We start from the raw sequence: 16,473 nt of genomic DNA on the forward strand, positions 1-16,473 counted from the left end.
CGCTCAACCGAGAATGTAGACAACCGGAAACAGCAACACCCAGACCAGGTCCACCATGTGCCAATACAGCACGCCGGATTCCAGCCCGCTGCACTGCTGCGCCCCGTAACGCCGCCGCCGGCAACCCTCGGCCAGCCAGGCAAGGATCACCATGCCCAGCAACACATGGAGAAAGTGAAACGCCGTGAGGATCCAGTACAAGGTGAAGAAGGTGTTGTGCTCCAGGCCGAGACCGTTGGCCAACAAGTGGGCGTACTCGATGAGCTTGAGCGCCACGTAGCCGCCGGCAACCAACAAGGCCAGCCACAACAGCAGCGCCGCCTGGCGTGGCCGGTCCTGTCGGACTTGCTCCTGGGCCAAGGCTGCGAACAACCCGGCGCTCAGCAGGCTGAGGGTCATCGCCAGGCCGGTGGAGCGATCCAGCAACTGCCGGCCTTCGCTGAACAACGGCGGGTTCAATGCCTGGGCGACGGCGAATGCCAGGATCAGCAAGGCAAACACCGTCAGTTCGGCGAGGATGAAAAACCACATTGCCAGATCCCCTGGCAATCGCCGGGTGGACAGCGCAGCGGCTTCAGCCGAAGTGGACATCGACCACATCCATCAATGCGGCAACGGTTTGCGGATCGTCGCTCAACGGCTCGGCCAGACAGGCCAGACAGGCTTGGCGCGGGTCCATGCCGGCTCCGATCATGCGCGCGGCGAAAATCAGCAGACGCGTGGAGGCCACCTCCTCCAGATCATGCTGATCGAGCCGACGCAGCGCCTGCCCCAACTGCACCACCTGGGCCGCCAGAGCCATATCCACCCCGGCCTCGCGGGCAACGATGCGCTCTTCATCGGCAACCGTGGGATAGCCAAAGCGCATCGCCACGAAACGCTGGCGGGTGCTGGGTTTCATGCCCTTGAGCAAGTTCTGGTAACCGGGGTTGTACGACACCACCAGCATGAACGCCGGCGGTGCCTGGAGAACCTCACCGGTGCGTTCCAGATACAGCTGCCGGCGATCATCGGCCAAGGGGTGCAACACCACTGCGGTGTCCTGGCGTGCTTCCACCACCTCGTCCAGATAACAGATGCCCCCCTCGCGCACCGCTCGGGTCAGAGGCCCGTCTTGCCACCAGGTGCCCTGGGCGCCGATCAAGTGACGACCCACCAGGTCGGCCGCGCTCAAATCATCGTGGCAGGCCACGGTGTACAGCGGCAATTTCAGACGGTGAGCCATGTGCTGGACAAAACGGGTCTTGCCGCAACCGGTGGGGCCTTTGACCAGCACCGGCATGCCGTGCCGCCAGGCCTGTTCGAACAACGCCAGCTCGTTGTCCTGGGGTTGGTAGAAAGGTTCGGCCGGGTGTTCAAGGGTGTGGATAGCGTTCATGGCATGACCTGATCAGATAACACGATTGCCAGCCACGCTACGGGCCCCTGCGACAACCTGGCAAGGGCTGTGGCCGGCAAACTTGATCGCCGTCAAGCGGGTAACCACCGGCCTGGGCATAGCCTTGCAGCGCACCAAGAATCTGCGCGCCGAACGTCAATTGCAGGGCCGCGCGGGGTCATGCCTGAGGAGAAATGGAATGCTGATCAGCCACAAAAAATCGTGGGTCATGGGGGTCGGGGCGCTGTGTACGGCGCTGGCTGCACTCAATGCCTTCGCCAACCCACCCGCTGCGCCGCAAGACGCCCGCATGGTCAAGACCGAAGGCGCGCCGGACCTGAGCCAGGCCGACTTCGACGCGGCCAAGCAAATCTACTTCCAGCGCTGCGCCGGCTGCCACGGTGTGCTGCGCAAGGGCGCCACCGGTAAACCGCTGACACCCGACATCACCCAGGGCCGCGGCCAAGCCTACCTGGAGGCGCTGATTACCTACGGTTCAGCCGCCGGCATGCCCAACTGGGGCACCTCCAACGCCCTGACCAAAGACCAGATCACGGTAATGGCCAAGTTCATCCAACACACCCCGCCTACCCCACCGGAATGGGGCATGGCCGAAACCCTCAAGACCTGGAAGGTGCTGGTCAAACCCGAAGACCGGCCCACCCGGCAACTCAACTCACTCAACCTGCAGAACCTGTTTTCAGTCACCCTGCGCGATGACGGCAAGATTGCCCTGGTCGACGGCGACAGCAAAAAGATCGTCAAGCTGATCGACACCGGTTACGCGGTGCACATTTCGCGTATCTCGGCGTCCGGGCGTTACCTGCTGGTGATCGGCCGGGACGCCAAGATCGACATGATCGACCTGTGGCCGCAAGAGCCGACCAAGGTGGCCGAGATCAAAGTCGGGATCGAGGCCCGCTCGGTGGAAACCTCCAAGTTCAAGGGCTACGAAGACAAGTACACCATTGCCGGCTCGTATTGGCCGCCGCAGTTCACCATCATGGACGGCGAGACCCTGGAGCCCAGGCAGATCGTCTCGACGCGCGGCATGACCGTCGATACCCAGCAATATCACCCCGAGCCGCGGGTGGCGGCGATCATCGCGTCACATGAGTGGCCGGAGTTCATCGTCAACGTCAAGGAAACCGGCAAGGTGATGCTGGTCAACTACCAGGACATCAAGAACCTCACCATCACCAGCATCGACGCCGCACCGTTCCTGCATGACGGTGGCTGGGACAGCAGCCATCGCTATTTCATGACGGCGGCGAACAACTCCAACCAGGTGGCAGTCATCGACTCCAAGGAGCGCAAGCTCACCGCCCTGGTGGATGTCGGTAAAACCCCGCACCCGGGACGCGGTGCCAACTTCAACCATCCGCTCTACGGCCCGGTCTGGGCTACCAGTCATCTGGGTGATGCCGGCGTCTCACTGATCGGCACCGACCCGGTCAAGCATCCGCAATATGCCTGGAAACAGGTGGGCTCGCTTCAGGGCCAGGGTGGCGGTTCGCTGTTCATCAAGACCCATCCCAAGTCCCGTCACCTGTACGTCGACACCACCCTGAGCCCCGACACCAAGCTCAGCCAATCAGTGGCGGTGTTCGACATCGACAAGCTCGACGCCGGCTACACCGTGCTGCCGATTGCCGAGTACGCCGGTATCAAGAAAGGTGCGATGCGCGTGGTGCAACCGGAATACAACAAGGCCGGCGATGAAGTCTGGTTCTCGGTCTGGAGCGGCCAGGAAGACGAGTCGGCGCTGGTGGTGATCGATGACAAGACCCTCAAGCTCAAGAGCGTGATCAAGGACAAACGCCTGATCACCCCTACCGGAAAATTCAACGTTTACAACACCCAACACGACATCTATTGAGCCCCATCAATAAGAGGAAAAACCATGAAGCCTATTCTGCTTGCCCTGACCTTGAGTGCCGCATTCAGCCTGCAACCGGCACTGGCCCAGGACGGCCCGACACTGTTCAAGAGCAAACCCTGTGGCGCCTGCCACTCCATTGACACCAAGTTGGTAGGGCCGGCGCTCAAGGAGGTGGCGGCAAAGAATGCCGGCGTCGCCGGAGCACAAGAGCTGTTGGCCAAGCACATTAAGGAAGGCACGCAAGGAAACTGGGGACCAATGCCGATGCCGGCCAATCCGGTGACCGATGAAGAAGCCAAGATCCTCGCGGCGTGGGTCTTGACCCTTAAGTAACGTTGATTAAGAGCATCTCCCTGTGGCGAGGGGATTTATGGGGGAGCAAGGTTTGCCCGCGATGGGGGCGGTGCGGTCTTTCCGAGATCAAGGCGGCTGTTTCGCGAGCAAGCTTTGCTCCCACATAAATCTCCCACCACAGGGGCCGCGCTCGGCTTTATTTCTCAAACAGGAGTACGTCATGGACCGACCCCGCTATGCAACCCGGATGACCACCCTCCTCTTCGTCTTCTGTACCCCGGTGCTGGCCGCTCCCGACCACCAGCGCCAGGCCCAACTGCAACACCTGCTGGTCCAGGACTGCGGCGCCTGTCACGGCCTGCACCTGACCGGAGGCCTCGGCCCACCTCTGACCCGTGATGCCCTGGCCGGAAAAACTCGCGACAGCCTCATCGCCACCGTCACCCAGGGACGGCCCGGCAGCGCCATGCCCGGTTGGGAGCCATTGCTCGGTCCCGACGATATTCGCTGGTTGGTGGACCGGCTCCTTCAAGGAACTCCCGCCCCATGATCCGATCTCTGCTGTCTCTCACCGCCTGCGTGCTGTTGCTCTCGGCTTGTGCCCAGCCACTGCTGCGCGGCACCGGCGACTTGGGCGTGGTGGTGGAGCGCGCCACCGGCAGCCTGCAAATCATCGAAAGTGCCACCCGCACCGCCCTCGCCCGCGTCGAAGGGTTGGGGGATCTGTCGCACGCCTCGGTGGTGTTTTCCCGCGACCAGCGTTATGCCTATGTATTTGGCCGCGATGGCGGCTTAAGCAAGGTCGACTTGCTGAGCGCACGCATCGACCGTCGCATCATTCAGGGCGGCAACAGCATCGGCGGCGCGATCAGCCAGGACGGCAAGCTGATCGCCGTCTCCAACTACGAGCCCGGCGGCGTCAAGGTATTCGACGCGCAGACACTGGAACCGGTCGCGGACATTCCAGCCACACCATTGCCCGACGGCCAAAAACGTTCGCGGGTGGTCGGCCTGGTGGACGCGCCGGGGCAGCGCTTCGTATTCAGCCTGTTCGACACCGGCGAAATCTGGACCGCCGACTTCAGCCAGGGCCAGACACCACGCATCGAACGCTTCACCGCCATCGGTCGGCAACCCTATGACGCACTGATTACGCCGGACGGGCGTTATTACATGGCCGGACTGTTTGGTGAGGACGGCATGGCGCAACTTGACCTCTGGCACCCGGAGCGCGGCGTGAAACGGGTGCTGGAACAGTACGGGCGCGGCGAGGCGCGGCTCCCGGTATACAAGATGCCCCACCTGGAAGGCTGGGCCCTGGCCGATCAACAGGCCTTTGTGCCCGCCGTTGGCCATCATCAGGTGCTGGTGCTGGACGCCCGCACCTGGCAACCGGTCGACGCCGTCGCCGTGGCCGGCCAACCGGTGTTTGTCACCGCCCGTCCCGATGGCCGGCAGCTGTGGGTCAACTTCGCCTACCCGGACAATGACCGGGTGCAGATCATCGATACCCAGACTCACGCCATCATCGCCGACCTGCGACCAGGGCCTGGGGTGCTGCACATGGAATTCACCGCTCGGGGCGACCAGTTGTGGCTGTCCGCTCGCGATGGCGGTGAGGTGCAGGTCTGGGATCCGTATCGGCTCGAACGCCTGAGCAGCCTGCCTGCCCTGAGCCCCAGCGGCATCTTCTTCAGCAGCCGTGCGCACAAACCGGGGTACTGACCATGACACCAAGCCCACTCGCCCACCGCCTGATCGATCAGTTCCAGCATGGTCTGCCGTTGTGCGCCGAACCCTATCGGGCAATGGCCGATGCCCTGGGTTGCAGCGAAGCCCAGGTGCTCGATTGTCTGCAGCACCTGCAACTGGCGGGCACCCTGTCACGGGTCGGCCCGGTGTTCGAACACAGCCGAGCCGGGGCCAGCACCCTTGCCGCCCTGGCGGTGCCCGTGGACCGATTGCACCAGGTCGCAGCGCGCGTCAGTCAGTACCCGGAAGTCAATCACAACTACGCACGGGAGCATCGCTACAACCTGTGGTTCGTGCTGACCGGGCCTGATCGTGCCCACCTGGACAACATTCTCCGGGAACTGGAAAACGACACCGGCCTCACGCCGCTGGACCTACCCATGCTGACCGCTTACCGCATCGACCTGGGCTTTGCCCTGGAGGCTACCCCATGAACACGACCCTGAGTGACCACCAGTCACTGCAACTGCGCCGTCTGCTGGAGACCGGCCTGCCCCTGACATCACGGCCCTTCCAGGCCCTGGCCGAGCAGATCGACGCCAGCGAACAACAGGTTCTCGACCAGGTGCGGCACTGGCAGGAACAGGGCTTGTTCCGCCGCGTCGGCCTGGTGGTCAATCACCGCGCATTGGGCTTTGCCGCCAACGCCATGCTGGTGCTGGACGTGCCAGATGCATTGGTCGATGAAGTCGGTCGCCGCCTTGGCCAGGCGCCGGGCATCAGCCTTTGCTATCAACGACCACGACGCTTGCCCCAGTGGCAATACAACCTGTTCTGCATGATCCACGGTCGCCAGCGCGACCGTGTCGAGGCCCAGGTCCAGGTACTGTTGGAGGAGCACTGGTTGAGTGATCTGCCGCACCAGTTGCTGTTCAGCACCCACCTGTTCAAGCAGTGTGGCGGACGCTACGCAATACCGGCCGGAGTGGCGATCGATGGATGACCTGGACCGACGCCTGATCAATCGTCTGCAACTGGGTTTGCCGCTGGTACGCCAGCCCTGGCAAGCCTTGGCTGATGAACTGGACAGCAGCAGTACCGAACTGCTCGACCGGCTGCACGAGTTGCTCAACGACGGCGTGCTTACCCGCTTCGGCCCGATGTTCGACATCGACCGCCTGGGCGGCGCGTTCACCCTGGCGGCGCTGGCGGTGCCCGAACCGCGTTTCGACACCATCGCCGAGCTGCTCGCGGCCATGCCAGAAGTGGCCCACAACTACAGTCGCGAGCACGCCTGGAACATGTGGTTCGTGCTTGCCTGCCCCAGTGAACAGGCGATCAGCGACACCTTGTTGCGTATCGAACGCCTGACCGGTCTGGAGCCGCTGAACCTGCCCAAGGAGGAGACCTACCATGTCGGCCTGTATTTCCCGGTCTGAGCCGTTGCCGCAGACGCTGCCTCGCCTGGATGAAACGCCACTGGCCCTGCGGCTGGTGGAACTGACCCAGGACGGCCTGCCCTTGCTCGAAGATCCCTGGGCCTGGCTGGCCGAGCAACTGGGGCTGAGCGTGGAATCGACCCTCGACCTGCTCAAGCGTTTGCAGGCCGAAGGCGCGATCCGCCGCATCGCCGCGGTGCCCAATCACTATCGCCTGGGTTATCGCCACAACGGCATGACTGTCTGGGATGTCGCCGACGCAGATGTGCCGCGCCTGGGCGCGCTGCTGGGTGCACAGCCTTTTGTCAGCCACTGCTACCGCCGCCCGCGCCGGGCCGGTTGGCGCTACAACCTGTTTGCCATGGTCCATGGCCGCAGCCGCGAGGAAATCGACAGCTACCGCGAGCACCTGCGCTATCTGCTGGGTGAGGCCTGTAGCGCCGACGACATGCTGGTGAGCAGCCGCATCCTGAAAAAAACCGGCCTGCGCCTGTCGCCGGTGGGAGCAAAGCTTGCTCGCGAAACAGCCGCCTCGGTTTCTGAGGGACCGCATCGGCTTCAGGGCGGGCAAACCTAGCCCCCACAAGGAAGGAGTGACTTATGTTGAGGATCAGCCATTACCTGCGTGCCCTAGCCGGTCAATGTCCCGCGCCGCGTGTTGCACCACCGGGCAGTACACGAGCGCCGGTGGTGATCTGGAATCTGCTCAGGCGCTGTAACCTGACCTGCAAACACTGCTACGCCACCTCGGCCGACAGCGTGTTTCGTGATGAGCTCGACACGGCCGCGGCGCTCAAGGTCATCGACGACCTGCATGACGCGGGCGTACGGGTATTGATCCTGTCCGGCGGCGAGCCGCTGCTGCGCGAGGATCTGTTCCAGCTCAGTGCCTATGCCCGGCGCAAGGGATTCTTCCTGGCGCTTTCCACCAACGGTACGCTGATCGACCCGAGCAACATCGAGCAGATCGAGGCGGCGAACTTCGATTATGTGGGCATCAGCATCGATGGCCTGGAAGCGACGCACGACGCCTTCCGCCAGCTCAAAGGCAGTTTCGCCAGTTCCATGGCGGCCATCAGGTTGTGTCGCGAACGCGGGATTCGGGTCGGGTTGCGCACCACCCTGACCCAGCAGAACCACACCCAGCTACCGCGACTGCTGGATCTGATGAGCGAATACGACGTGCAGAAATTCTATCTGTCGCACCTCAACTACAGCGGTCGCGGCAAGCGCAGTCGTCAGCTCGACGCCCGGCAACAGATGAGCCGCGAGGCCATGCTCCTGATCTTCGAGCGGGCCTGGAGCGACATCCTGCACGGACGCGACACGGACTTCGTCAGCGGCAACAACGACGCCGATGCGGTGCTGTTGCTGCAATGGGTAGCCTCACGCCTGCCCCATCACTACGCCGAACTGGAACGCATGCTCAAGGCTTGGGGCGGTAACGCCTCGGGCAGCGGCATTGCCAATATCGACAACACCGGTGAGGTACACCCCGACACTTACTGGTGGCAGCACTCGGTGGGTAACGTGCGCCGGACGCCCTTTCGCACACTCTGGCTGGAACGTCCCGACGCTCTGCTGCAAAAACTGCGCGAGCATCCGCGCACCGTGGGTGGCCGCTGCGGACAGTGTCGTTGGCTGGCCATCTGCAACGGCAACACCCGCACACGCGCCTGGGCCGACGGCGACCTGTGGGGCCAGGACCCCGGCTGCCACCTCAGCGATGACGAAATCGGCTTGCACGCGCTCCCCAGCACTTTGATTCCCAGCGTTGCACTGCCCTGCGCCCGATAACCCGACGGCGAACCTGATGATGAACCAAGGAAGTCCCATGTCTGCCTCTATCGTTCTGCCCGCTGCCCTGCAATCGTCCTTCAGACCGGGGGAAGTCGCGTTGGTCGGCGCCGGTCCCGGTGACCCTGGTTTGCTGACGTTACGCGCCTGGAGCCTGTTGATGCAGGCCGACGCAGTGGTCTATGACCGCCTGATCAGTGCGCAATTGCTGGGCCTGATCCCGCTGACGTGTGCCCGGCATTACGTCGGCAAGGCCGCCGGCTGCCACAGCCTGCCCCAGGCCCAGATCAACCAATTGCTGGCCGACCTCGCGGATCAGGGCCAGCGGGTGGTCCGGCTCAAGGGCGGCGACCCGTTCATCTTCGGTCGCGGTGCCGAAGAGCTGGAATACTTGCTGGCCCGTGGTATCGATTGTCAGGTGGTGCCCGGTATCACTGCCGCATCCGGTTGCAGCGCCTACGCCGGCATTCCGCTGACCCATCGCGACCTGGTCAATTCCTGCCGTTTCATCACCGGCCACTTGCAGCGCGAAGGTGATCTGAACCTGCCTTGGCAAAGCCTGGCGGATGATAGCCAGACCCTGGTGTTCTACATGGGCTTGTCGAACCTGGGCAGCATTGCCGCACGGTTGATGGCCGCAGGCCTGGCCGCCGAGACTCCGGCGGCATTGATCAGCAACGGCACTCGTCCCGACCAGCAGGTGCTACGTGGCACCCTGCAACAACTGCCGGCCATGGCACGAGATTGCGTTGAAGGGCTGCCGACATTGACGGTGATCGGTAAGGTGGTCGGCTTGTTTGCCCAGCAGCCGATGCAGCATCCGGCGCGCGTTCATCCCAAACCCCAGCCTTTGAAGGTGGCGCTATGAAACGCATCGGGCTTGCGATGCTGTGGATCGGTACGAGCCATGGCGCCGTTACCACCGGTGCCGACCTGGAACAGGCCGAGCGCAATTACCAGCAGCTCTGCCAACAATGCCACGGCGTGAACCGCATCGGCGGCGCCGGGCCGGCGTTACTGCCCCAGAGCCTGGGCCGGATCAAGCCCGGCGAAATTCGCCAGGTGATCGAAAATGGCCGCCCCGCCAGTCAGATGGCGGCCTTCGGTACGCTGCTGGAGCCTGCACAAATCGACGCCCTGGCGCTTTATCTCCAGCGTCCGCCCAGCGTCGCGCCCAATTGGAATGAAGAGGATATTCGCCAAAGTCATCGGGTGTTGGTGGACGTCGCCACATTGCCCGACCAGCCGCAACACCGGGCCGACCCGCTGAACCTGTTCGTAGTGGTGGAAGCCGGCAATCATCACGTCGCGGTGGTCGACGGGGATCGGTTCGAGGTGCTCGCGCGCTTTGCCTCGCACTTTGCAGTGCATGGCGGACCGAAGTTTTCCCCGGACGGGCGTTTTGTCTACCTGGCGTCGCGCGATGGCTGGATCAGCCTGTATGACCTGCACAACCTCAAGCTGATCGCCGAAGTGCGGGCCGGGCTCAATACTCGCAACCTGGCGGTGAGCAAGGACGGTCGCTGGGTGCTGGTGGGCAACTCGCTGCCCGGCAACCTGGCGGTGCTGGATGCCCGGGACTTGTCCCTGGTCAAGACGATCGCGACGCTGGGCAGGGATGGCCAGGCTTCGCGGGTCAGCGCGGTCTATACCGCTGCGCCGCGCAACAGCTTCATCGTCGCACTGAAGGATGTGAACGAGGTTTGGGAACTGTCCACCGACCCGAACCCGGACTTCGTGCCCAGGCGCATCGAGGTCCAGGATCATCTGGATGACTTTTCCTTCTCCCCCGACTATCGCCAGTTGCTCGCCACCTCGCGCAAGGCCCAGGGTGGACAGGTGATCGACCTCGACAGTGGCCAGGTGGTCAGCGACATCAGCCTGCCGGGCATGCCGCACCTGGGCTCGGGCACCTATTGGAAGCGCGATGGCCGCTGGGTGTTCGCGACCCCCAACATCAGCAAAGGACTGGTGTCGGTGATCGACATCAACACCTGGAAAGTCATCAGGCAGATCCCTACCCTCGGGCCGGGTTTCTTCCTGCGCAGCCATGCCAACTCCCGCTATGCCTGGACCGACGTGTTCTTCGCCGCCGGCAACGATGCCATCCACCTGATCGACAAACAGACCCTGGAAATCGCCCACACCTTGCGCCCCATGCCCGGCAAAACCGCCGCCCACGTCGAATTTACCCACGACGGCCGCTACCTGCTGTTGAGCATCTGGGACACCGACGGCGCGCTGATCGTCTACGACAGCCACACCCTCAAGGAAATCAAGCGCCTGCCCATGAACAAACCTTCAGGCAAATACAACGTGGGCAACAAGATCGAATTTGCCGAAGGTACGTCTCACTGAACGGGCGATCAGGGCAAACCTGCTCACCTCAGCGGGAGCAGGTTGCTCGTTCAATGATTCATCGGCGACATAGCGGTGGCCTGTCCCAGCAGCTTCTGGTCGATGTCTTGCAGACGCAGCACCTGGCCGCCGGTCTCGCGGGCGAGTTTTTCCGCCGCCTGGGCGTCGGCGAACGTGGCCAGGACGACGCCCATGGCGCCCTTGAGCTTGGAGCCGACGACGAAATAGGCGGTCCGGGCATCGATCAGGTGCTCATCATCCGGGGTGTTCCAGTGGCTGCGCCCCATGTCGTGGACGTACAACTGGACGTCGGCCCGATGGTTCTCCGGCTGCAGCCACCAGCTGAGCATCTCGGCCGGCGAGCAGAATTTTTTCACGCCGCTGGCGGTCGCTGCTGCGCCCTTGGGTCCGGGAAAATCCGTGATGACCATGCCGCAGACATGGCACTCGTCACTGGGATGGAACGCCAGCGCCGCCTTTGAGGCCGGTGTCGACTCAGGCTTGCCGCATGCCACCAGCACCAGGCACACCAACACTCCTGCGAGAACTCGGCCTGTCCTCGAATACACCCTGTTCATCGTTACATGCTCCCTCTATCAAGATCAGAAATCACGGACACCGGCGGTTGAACAATCGATAGGCCAGCCACAACGGCACAGCCATCCACAACCACAGGCACAGCCAGAGCCAAGGCCCGGGCACCGGCAGGTCGCTGCCCAAGGTCAGCACTGCCGCGCCGCTGGAACCGGCGTCGAACCCCGACAGGTTGATCAGCCGATACACATCGGTGGGGTTGAACAGCAACAGCCACGGCAGCAGGTCCGGACTGAACCGGCCCTCGCTCAGCACCAGCAGTGCCAGCAACGCCAGGTCAAACACCAGCACGAAGAAAAACCACACCCCCAGCGCCAGCCCGGCGGCGGTGGATTTCTCCGCCGACAGGCTGCTCAGCACATAGGCCAGCCCCAAAAAAACCCAACCCAACAGCGTGCTGGAGACGATGAAGCGGCCAAAGGCCCAGAGCAGCAGGCTCAGCTCGATATCGTCCACCAGCAGGGCTATGGCGAACATCGCGCAACCAAAGCCGATCAGGGTCGCCAGCGCCAGGATCAGGCCGTGACCGACAAACTTGCCCAGCAGCAACTGCCCGCGCCCCAACGGATACGTCAGCAACAGCAGCAAGGTGCCGCTCTCGTCCTCGCCGACGATCGCGTCATAGGCCAGCAACAAGGCGATCAACGGCATCAGGAACGTTGCCAGGCTGGCCAGGCTCGCCACCGTTGCCGGCACCGAGGTAAACCCCAACTGGCCGGACGCCGCCGCGCCAAGCCAGGCGATGCCGATGGCCAGCACGGCGAACAACAGACTGATCGCCAACAACCAGCGGTTGCGCAAGCCGTCACTGAACTCCTTGCGGGCCATGTTCCAGATCGGGTTCATGAGCCGGCCTCCTCGGTCGCCGCGCGAACCATGTAATGGCGGTACAAATCTTCCAGGGACGGCGGTTTGATCTCGACATCCGTCGGGTCATCCTGGGCCAGTAACTGGCGCAGCAACTTGAGTTTGCTGCCATCCGGCGCGGACACCTGCAGCCCTTGCGCGCCCCACCCTTGGGTGAGGTGCCCTTCGCTGCGCCAATGCTGGCGAAGCCAGTCGGCCCGCGACAGGCCCGAGGCGCGGATCAGCGTCGGCAGCCCCGCGTCTTCGCGCAACCGGTCCAGGCTGCCCAGGGCCAACAGGCGACCTTGGGTGAGAATCGCGGCGCGGTTGATGTGAGCTTCCACGCCAGGCAAGACGTGCGAACAAAGAATGATGCTGGTGCCCTGCCAGCGCAGCCGATCGAGCAGTTGATAGAGGTCCTGGGTGGCGATGGGGTCCAGGCCGACGGTGGGTTCGTCCAGCAACAGCAGCCGCGGCTGGCCGAGCAAGGCCTGGGCCAGCCCGAGGCGTTGGCGCATGCCCTTGGAGTACGTGCGCACACGCCGCCAGGCCGCTTGCGCCAGCCCGACCTCCTCCAGCAAGCGCTCGACCTGTTCTGGCGCCGCGCCCTTGAGCCGGGCGAAATGGCGCAGGGTTTCCAGCCCGCTCAACTGCGGATAGAACATCACGTTCTCCGGCAGGTAACCGAGCATTCTGCGCACGCCCGGATCACTCGGCTCGCGGCCAAATACCCGCACCTGACCCTCACTGGCGCGCAGCAGACCGAGTATCAGCTTCATGGTCGTGGTCTTGCCCGCACCGTTGTGCCCGAACAGCCCGAGCACTTCGCCCTGGGCCAGGTTCAGGTTCAGCCCGCGCAGCACAGTGGCATTGCCGTAGCGCTGACTGACGCCTTCGATCTCGACGACGTTCAAGACGCGTCCTCCTGAGCACTGTTGCGTGGCGGGGGCTGGAGCGGCGCGTGCATCAATGGATGGCTGTCCATCACCCCGGGGGATTTCATGACCGGGAACGCCCGCTGTACCCAGCGCAGCAGCTCGATACCCGGACTGTTCATCAACAGCCGTACCTGGGGGTACAGCCACAGCAGGCGATCGACGTTGTCGTTGGGTTCATAGGCCACGTCCCCCAGTCCGTCGCCGTTGCGATCCCAACCCAGGTAATCACTCCAGTAATTGCCGCGCCCGTCCACCGACCACTCCTGCAACCGCGTGGCCACGTATTTGACCTGGCGCTGGTTGCCGGCGAACACGTTGCCGGCGATGCGGTTGTCCTCCGAACCGGCGGTCAGGTGGATGCCCACCGCGCTGCGCTCGAAATGATTGCCTTCGATGCGGTTGAACAATGAGTTGTAAATGAACAGGGCCTTGCCCTCGGCACCGGTGATCATGGTGTCGCCGGTGGACCCGTCGCGAACATCGGTGACCACGTTGTCGCGCAGGGTGGAATAGGTGATGTAGTTCATCAGGATCCCGTAGTTCTGGTCCTGTTCGGAGCGGTTGCCGATGACCATCAGTTGACGGCTTTGCATCAAGGCATAACCGGTGCGGGTGCGCCGGGTGACGTTGCCCAACAGACGGTTATCGTTGGCGAACATGTAATGCACGCCGTAGCGCAGGTCCTCGAGGATGTTGCCCTCGAGCAGGTTGCCGTTGGAGGTGTCGATATAGATGCCGTCGCGAGTTTCGCGTACGTGGTTGCCGATGACCCGGGCACCGTGTACCGCGTACAAGTGAATGCCGTTCCCCCGGTCCTGGGAGCGCAGCCCGGGATCGCCCTGGATGCGGTTGTCGATCAGGCTGACATCCCGCGCGCCATCGACCCAGATACCGAAACCCTGGCCCTGCATGCGGTTGGCACGGACCATCGCCCCCTGGGCGACAGGCTGGATGAACACCGCGGCATTCATGGCCGTGAGGTCGTGGCCCCAGTCCAGGAAGGTACAGCCCTGGACCTGGACGTTCGGGGCGCGAATGATCAACCCATTGCCCTCACCCTGCCCCTGGAATACCGCATCCGGCGCGCACGTGAGGGTCATGGGTTGGTCGATGCTGAACGAGCCGCGGTATTGCCCCGCAGGCAGGCGCCATTGCCGTTCACCGTCGGCCTGCAATGGCAAGTCGGTGATCGGCTGCGGCGCGGCAAGCGCGCCGCCCGACAGTAGCAGGAGCACCAGGGCAATGACCGGTGCGCGAGCGTAGCCCGCAGGCTGTTGCTGGTTACCGGTCATTGAACCCGTCTCCTCGTTGAACCTGCTCAGGCCTTTTCAACCAGCATGCGCCCGACCATTTCCATGTGCAGGGCGTGGCAGAACCAGCTGCAGTAGTACCAATGCAAACCGGCCTTGTCGGCGATGAAGGTGATGGACGAGGTCTGTTGCGGGCTGATCTCCATGCTCACGCCGTGGTTGGTCATGACAAAGCCGTGGGAGACGTCTTCGATCTGGTCGATGTTGGTGATCGTCACCGTCACCTCGTTGCCTTGCTTGACGGTGAACTCCGTCAGGCCATAGGCCGGCGCCATCGAAGTCATGTAGACCCGCACCTTGTTACCGTCACGGATGACCTTGTTGTCGGTCTCTAAGTTGATGCCATCCTTCTTGGCCAAGGCCACGGTTTCAGCGAAGAACGGATCGGTGCGGCTCCAGATCTTCTGGGTCTTGATCTGGTCACGCCGGGCAAGGATGCAGTCATGGGGTTCGGCAAAGGCCGGGCCATCGTGTACCAGCTTCATCTCTTCGCCGGAAATGTCGATCAACTGGTCGTTTTCCGGGTGCAGCGGACCGGTGGGCAGGAAGCGGTCCTTGGAGAACTTGCACAAGACCACCAGCCATTTGCCGTCCGCCTCGCTGGTTTCGGTCAGGGACGCGTGGTTGTGGCCGGGTTGGTACTGCACATCGAGCTTTTGCTTGATGTAGTTGACCTTCTCGCCCTTGTAGGCACGGATGGCCTCGTCCATGTTCCACTTCACCACCTGACTGTCGATGAACAAGGTGGTGTAGGCATTGCCGCGCCCGTCGAAGGTGGTATGCAACGGCCCCAGGCCCAGTTCCGGCTCAGCGACGATCACCTCGCGCGGGTCTTTGTAGCGGTCGTCGAATAGATCATCCAGCCGGTCGATGGCGATCATCGAGACGGTGGGCGACAGCTTGCCGTTGGCGATGAAGTATTTGCCGTCGGACGAGGTATTGAGCCCGTGGGGATTCTTCGGCACCGGGATGTAGCGGGTGAACGCGCTGTCCTTGCCATCGGTTTTACGACCATCGACCACCGGCACCTTGGAGCCGTCCAGAGTGATGAACTTGCCGGCCTTGATCGCCGCTTCGATGCGCGGGATGTTGAATACCACCACCCAGTCACGCTCGTTGCGCATCATGCCGCCCAGGTCGTAGGCCTTCTCGGAGTTGTAGCAGGTGCTAGCGGCGTACTTGCCGGTGTAGTCGGCGTCGGAGTTGTCCAGGTTGCCGTCGACGATCACCTGGAAGGCCATTTCCATTTTTTCGGCGTCGATGGCGTTGAACATCGTGTAGCTGTTCTTGTCTTGCAGGTCGAACGTGCGACCGTCATTGGGGTGCGGGATGACGAATTCGGCGTTGGCGAACACGTACTTGGTGTACGGCACCTTTTGCAGGCGCAGGCCATGGATCGCCTGGACGTTGGGCACGGTGAGAATCTTGTCGCACTTCATGATATCCAGGCGAATGCGCGCGACCCGGGAATTGGCCTTATCGTTGATGAACAGGTATTTGCCGTCGTATTTGCCATCGGTCATGGAGATGTGTGGGTGATGGCAGTCGCCGTTCTGGTACTTGGCGCTGTCACCCAGGATGCGCTTGCTTTCGTTGGTCAGCCCCCAACCGGTGGCCGAGTCGACGTTGAACACCGGAATACGCATCAGCTCGCGCATGGACGGTACGCCCAACACCCTCACCTCGCCCTGATGGCCACCGCTCCAGAAACCGTAATAGTCGTCCAGCTCGCCGGGGCCGACGTGGACTTTGGACTTGGCTTCCTTGGCCGCCGCAGCCCAGGACTCACGGGTGAACACCGCGCCGCCCAGCGCCGTGGCGCCGGCCAGTACGGCGCCGGTCACCGCACTGGTCCCTAGAAATCCTCGACGGCTGACGCCCCTGGGTTCTTCGACCGCGCCGCTGGTGTCGGTTTTTTTATCGCTCATGCTGTGTGCTCCATGAA

The 16,473-nt window shown here is 63.0% G+C and carries 18 protein-coding genes; 11 read left to right on the top strand and 7 right to left on the bottom strand.

Translation table 11 applies throughout. The features are described 5' to 3' along the window. Window positions 1–3: 3 nt before the first annotated feature. Both AC3I65_RS13395 and AC3I65_RS13400 read right to left on the bottom strand, forming a co-directional pair. Window positions 4–591, bottom strand: coding sequence for a cytochrome c oxidase subunit 3 family protein (locus AC3I65_RS13395; protein WP_076384506.1), 588 nt, complete (start codon window positions 589–591; stop codon window positions 4–6). Beyond that, complete coding sequence (locus AC3I65_RS13400; RefSeq protein WP_047225834.1) at window positions 575–1,378, bottom strand: CbbQ/NirQ/NorQ/GpvN family protein; 804 nt, start codon at window positions 1,376–1,378, stop codon at window positions 575–577. Before AC3I65_RS13400 ends, AC3I65_RS13395 begins: the two co-directional genes overlap by 17 nt. A gap of 199 nt (window positions 1,379–1,577) precedes the next feature. Here AC3I65_RS13400 and AC3I65_RS13405 point away from each other — a divergent pair, with 199 nt between their 5' ends. The 11 genes from AC3I65_RS13405 (at window position 1,578) to AC3I65_RS13455 (ending at window position 10,840) form a co-directional block, all read left to right on the top strand. Then, window positions 1,578–3,257, top strand: coding sequence for a cytochrome D1 domain-containing protein (locus tag AC3I65_RS13405; RefSeq protein ID WP_047225833.1), 1,680 nt, complete (start codon window positions 1,578–1,580; stop codon window positions 3,255–3,257). Between the two features lie 24 nt (window positions 3,258–3,281). After that, window positions 3,282–3,593 (top strand): c-type cytochrome, encoded by a 312-nt coding sequence (locus tag AC3I65_RS13410; protein ID WP_047225832.1) that lies wholly within the window; start codon window positions 3,282–3,284, stop codon window positions 3,591–3,593. A gap of 181 nt (window positions 3,594–3,774) precedes the next feature. Continuing rightward, the gene (locus AC3I65_RS13415; protein ID WP_488523857.1) at window positions 3,775–4,104 is read left to right on the top strand and encodes a c-type cytochrome; all 330 of its coding nucleotides are present in this window, start codon (window positions 3,775–3,777) and stop codon (window positions 4,102–4,104) included. Next, complete coding sequence (locus AC3I65_RS13420; protein WP_488523858.1) at window positions 4,101–5,279, top strand: cytochrome D1 domain-containing protein; 1,179 nt, start codon at window positions 4,101–4,103, stop codon at window positions 5,277–5,279. Before AC3I65_RS13415 ends, AC3I65_RS13420 begins: the two co-directional genes overlap by 4 nt. Window positions 5,280–5,281: 2 nt before the next feature. After that, window positions 5,282–5,740 (top strand): Lrp/AsnC family transcriptional regulator, encoded by a 459-nt coding sequence (locus AC3I65_RS13425; RefSeq protein WP_488523859.1) that lies wholly within the window; start codon window positions 5,282–5,284, stop codon window positions 5,738–5,740. Then, on the top strand, window positions 5,737–6,249 hold the full coding sequence (ahbB, locus tag AC3I65_RS13430; RefSeq protein ID WP_488523860.1) for a siroheme decarboxylase subunit beta: 513 nt from the start codon (window positions 5,737–5,739) through the stop codon (window positions 6,247–6,249). The genes AC3I65_RS13425 and ahbB (AC3I65_RS13430) overlap by 4 nt, the downstream gene beginning before the upstream one ends. After that, entirely contained in the window at window positions 6,242–6,685 is a 444-nt protein-coding gene (locus tag AC3I65_RS13435; RefSeq protein WP_488523861.1) for an Lrp/AsnC family transcriptional regulator, read from the top strand. The genes ahbB (AC3I65_RS13430) and AC3I65_RS13435 overlap by 8 nt, the downstream gene beginning before the upstream one ends. Continuing rightward, a complete protein-coding gene (ahbB, locus tag AC3I65_RS13440) occupies window positions 6,660–7,262 on the top strand; it encodes a siroheme decarboxylase subunit beta (RefSeq protein WP_047225826.1) in 603 nt (200 codons plus the stop codon). The genes AC3I65_RS13435 and ahbB (AC3I65_RS13440) overlap by 26 nt, the downstream gene beginning before the upstream one ends. 23 nt (window positions 7,263–7,285) lie before the next feature. Beyond that, window positions 7,286–8,482 (top strand): heme d1 biosynthesis radical SAM protein NirJ, encoded by a 1,197-nt coding sequence (nirJ, locus tag AC3I65_RS13445; protein WP_488523862.1) that lies wholly within the window; start codon window positions 7,286–7,288, stop codon window positions 8,480–8,482. 37 nt (window positions 8,483–8,519) lie between these two features. Then, the gene (gene cobA, locus AC3I65_RS13450; protein ID WP_107322417.1) at window positions 8,520–9,350 is read left to right on the top strand and encodes a uroporphyrinogen-III C-methyltransferase; all 831 of its coding nucleotides are present in this window, start codon (window positions 8,520–8,522) and stop codon (window positions 9,348–9,350) included. Then, a complete protein-coding gene (locus tag AC3I65_RS13455) occupies window positions 9,347–10,840 on the top strand; it encodes a cytochrome D1 domain-containing protein (RefSeq protein ID WP_488523863.1) in 1,494 nt (497 codons plus the stop codon). Before cobA ends, AC3I65_RS13455 begins: the two co-directional genes overlap by 4 nt. A gap of 50 nt (window positions 10,841–10,890) precedes the next feature. Here AC3I65_RS13455 and AC3I65_RS13460 read toward each other — a convergent pair whose 3' ends face one another. From AC3I65_RS13460 to nosZ, 5 genes are read right to left on the bottom strand one after another with little or no spacing between them, the layout of a single operon-like run. Next, window positions 10,891–11,418: a nitrous oxide reductase accessory protein NosL gene (locus AC3I65_RS13460; RefSeq protein WP_047225823.1), complete on the bottom strand. Its 528-nt coding sequence runs from the start codon at window positions 11,416–11,418 to the stop codon at window positions 10,891–10,893. A gap of 31 nt (window positions 11,419–11,449) precedes the next feature. Continuing rightward, complete coding sequence (locus AC3I65_RS13465) at window positions 11,450–12,280, bottom strand: ABC transporter permease (RefSeq protein WP_076384487.1); 831 nt, start codon at window positions 12,278–12,280, stop codon at window positions 11,450–11,452. Beyond that, on the bottom strand, window positions 12,277–13,194 hold the full coding sequence (locus AC3I65_RS13470) for an ABC transporter ATP-binding protein (RefSeq protein WP_322833964.1): 918 nt from the start codon (window positions 13,192–13,194) through the stop codon (window positions 12,277–12,279). The genes AC3I65_RS13465 and AC3I65_RS13470 overlap by 4 nt, the downstream gene beginning before the upstream one ends. Next, complete coding sequence (locus AC3I65_RS13475) at window positions 13,191–14,510, bottom strand: nitrous oxide reductase family maturation protein NosD (protein WP_188250814.1); 1,320 nt, start codon at window positions 14,508–14,510, stop codon at window positions 13,191–13,193. The genes AC3I65_RS13470 and AC3I65_RS13475 overlap by 4 nt, the downstream gene beginning before the upstream one ends. Window positions 14,511–14,536: 26 nt before the next feature. Then, window positions 14,537–16,456 carry a TAT-dependent nitrous-oxide reductase gene (gene nosZ, locus AC3I65_RS13480; RefSeq protein ID WP_488523864.1) on the bottom strand — a complete coding sequence of 640 codons (1,920 nt, stop codon included), beginning with the start codon at window positions 16,454–16,456 and terminating at the stop codon, window positions 14,537–14,539. Between the last annotated feature and the right edge of the window lie 17 nt (window positions 16,457–16,473).

The organism is Pseudomonas sp. N-1-13 (assembly GCF_057787095.1).

Bases quoted from the DNA above. Each gene is read 5' to 3' on its own strand.
- AC3I65_RS13395 (WP_076384506.1), bottom strand. From the start codon at position 591: ATGTCCACTTCGGCTGAAGCCGCTGCGCTGTCCACCCGGCGATTGCCA.
- AC3I65_RS13400 (WP_047225834.1), bottom strand. From the start codon at position 1,378: ATGAACGCTATCCACACCCTTGAACACCCGGCCGAACCTTTCTACCAA.
- AC3I65_RS13405 (WP_047225833.1), top strand. From the start codon at position 1,578: ATGCTGATCAGCCACAAAAAATCGTGGGTCATGGGGGTCGGGGCGCTG.
- AC3I65_RS13410 (WP_047225832.1), top strand. From the start codon at position 3,282: ATGAAGCCTATTCTGCTTGCCCTGACCTTGAGTGCCGCATTCAGCCTG.
- AC3I65_RS13415 (WP_488523857.1), top strand. From the start codon at position 3,775: ATGGACCGACCCCGCTATGCAACCCGGATGACCACCCTCCTCTTCGTC.
- AC3I65_RS13420 (WP_488523858.1), top strand. From the start codon at position 4,101: ATGATCCGATCTCTGCTGTCTCTCACCGCCTGCGTGCTGTTGCTCTCG.
- AC3I65_RS13425 (WP_488523859.1), top strand. From the start codon at position 5,282: ATGACACCAAGCCCACTCGCCCACCGCCTGATCGATCAGTTCCAGCAT.
- ahbB (WP_488523860.1), top strand. From the start codon at position 5,737: ATGAACACGACCCTGAGTGACCACCAGTCACTGCAACTGCGCCGTCTG.
- AC3I65_RS13435 (WP_488523861.1), top strand. From the start codon at position 6,242: ATGGATGACCTGGACCGACGCCTGATCAATCGTCTGCAACTGGGTTTG.
- ahbB (WP_047225826.1), top strand. From the start codon at position 6,660: ATGTCGGCCTGTATTTCCCGGTCTGAGCCGTTGCCGCAGACGCTGCCT.
- nirJ (WP_488523862.1), top strand. From the start codon at position 7,286: ATGTTGAGGATCAGCCATTACCTGCGTGCCCTAGCCGGTCAATGTCCC.
- cobA (WP_107322417.1), top strand. From the start codon at position 8,520: ATGTCTGCCTCTATCGTTCTGCCCGCTGCCCTGCAATCGTCCTTCAGA.
- AC3I65_RS13455 (WP_488523863.1), top strand. From the start codon at position 9,347: ATGAAACGCATCGGGCTTGCGATGCTGTGGATCGGTACGAGCCATGGC.
- AC3I65_RS13460 (WP_047225823.1), bottom strand. From the start codon at position 11,418: ATGAACAGGGTGTATTCGAGGACAGGCCGAGTTCTCGCAGGAGTGTTG.
- AC3I65_RS13465 (WP_076384487.1), bottom strand. From the start codon at position 12,280: ATGAACCCGATCTGGAACATGGCCCGCAAGGAGTTCAGTGACGGCTTG.
- AC3I65_RS13475 (WP_188250814.1), bottom strand. From the start codon at position 14,510: ATGACCGGTAACCAGCAACAGCCTGCGGGCTACGCTCGCGCACCGGTC.
- nosZ (WP_488523864.1), bottom strand. From the start codon at position 16,456: ATGAGCGATAAAAAAACCGACACCAGCGGCGCGGTCGAAGAACCCAGG.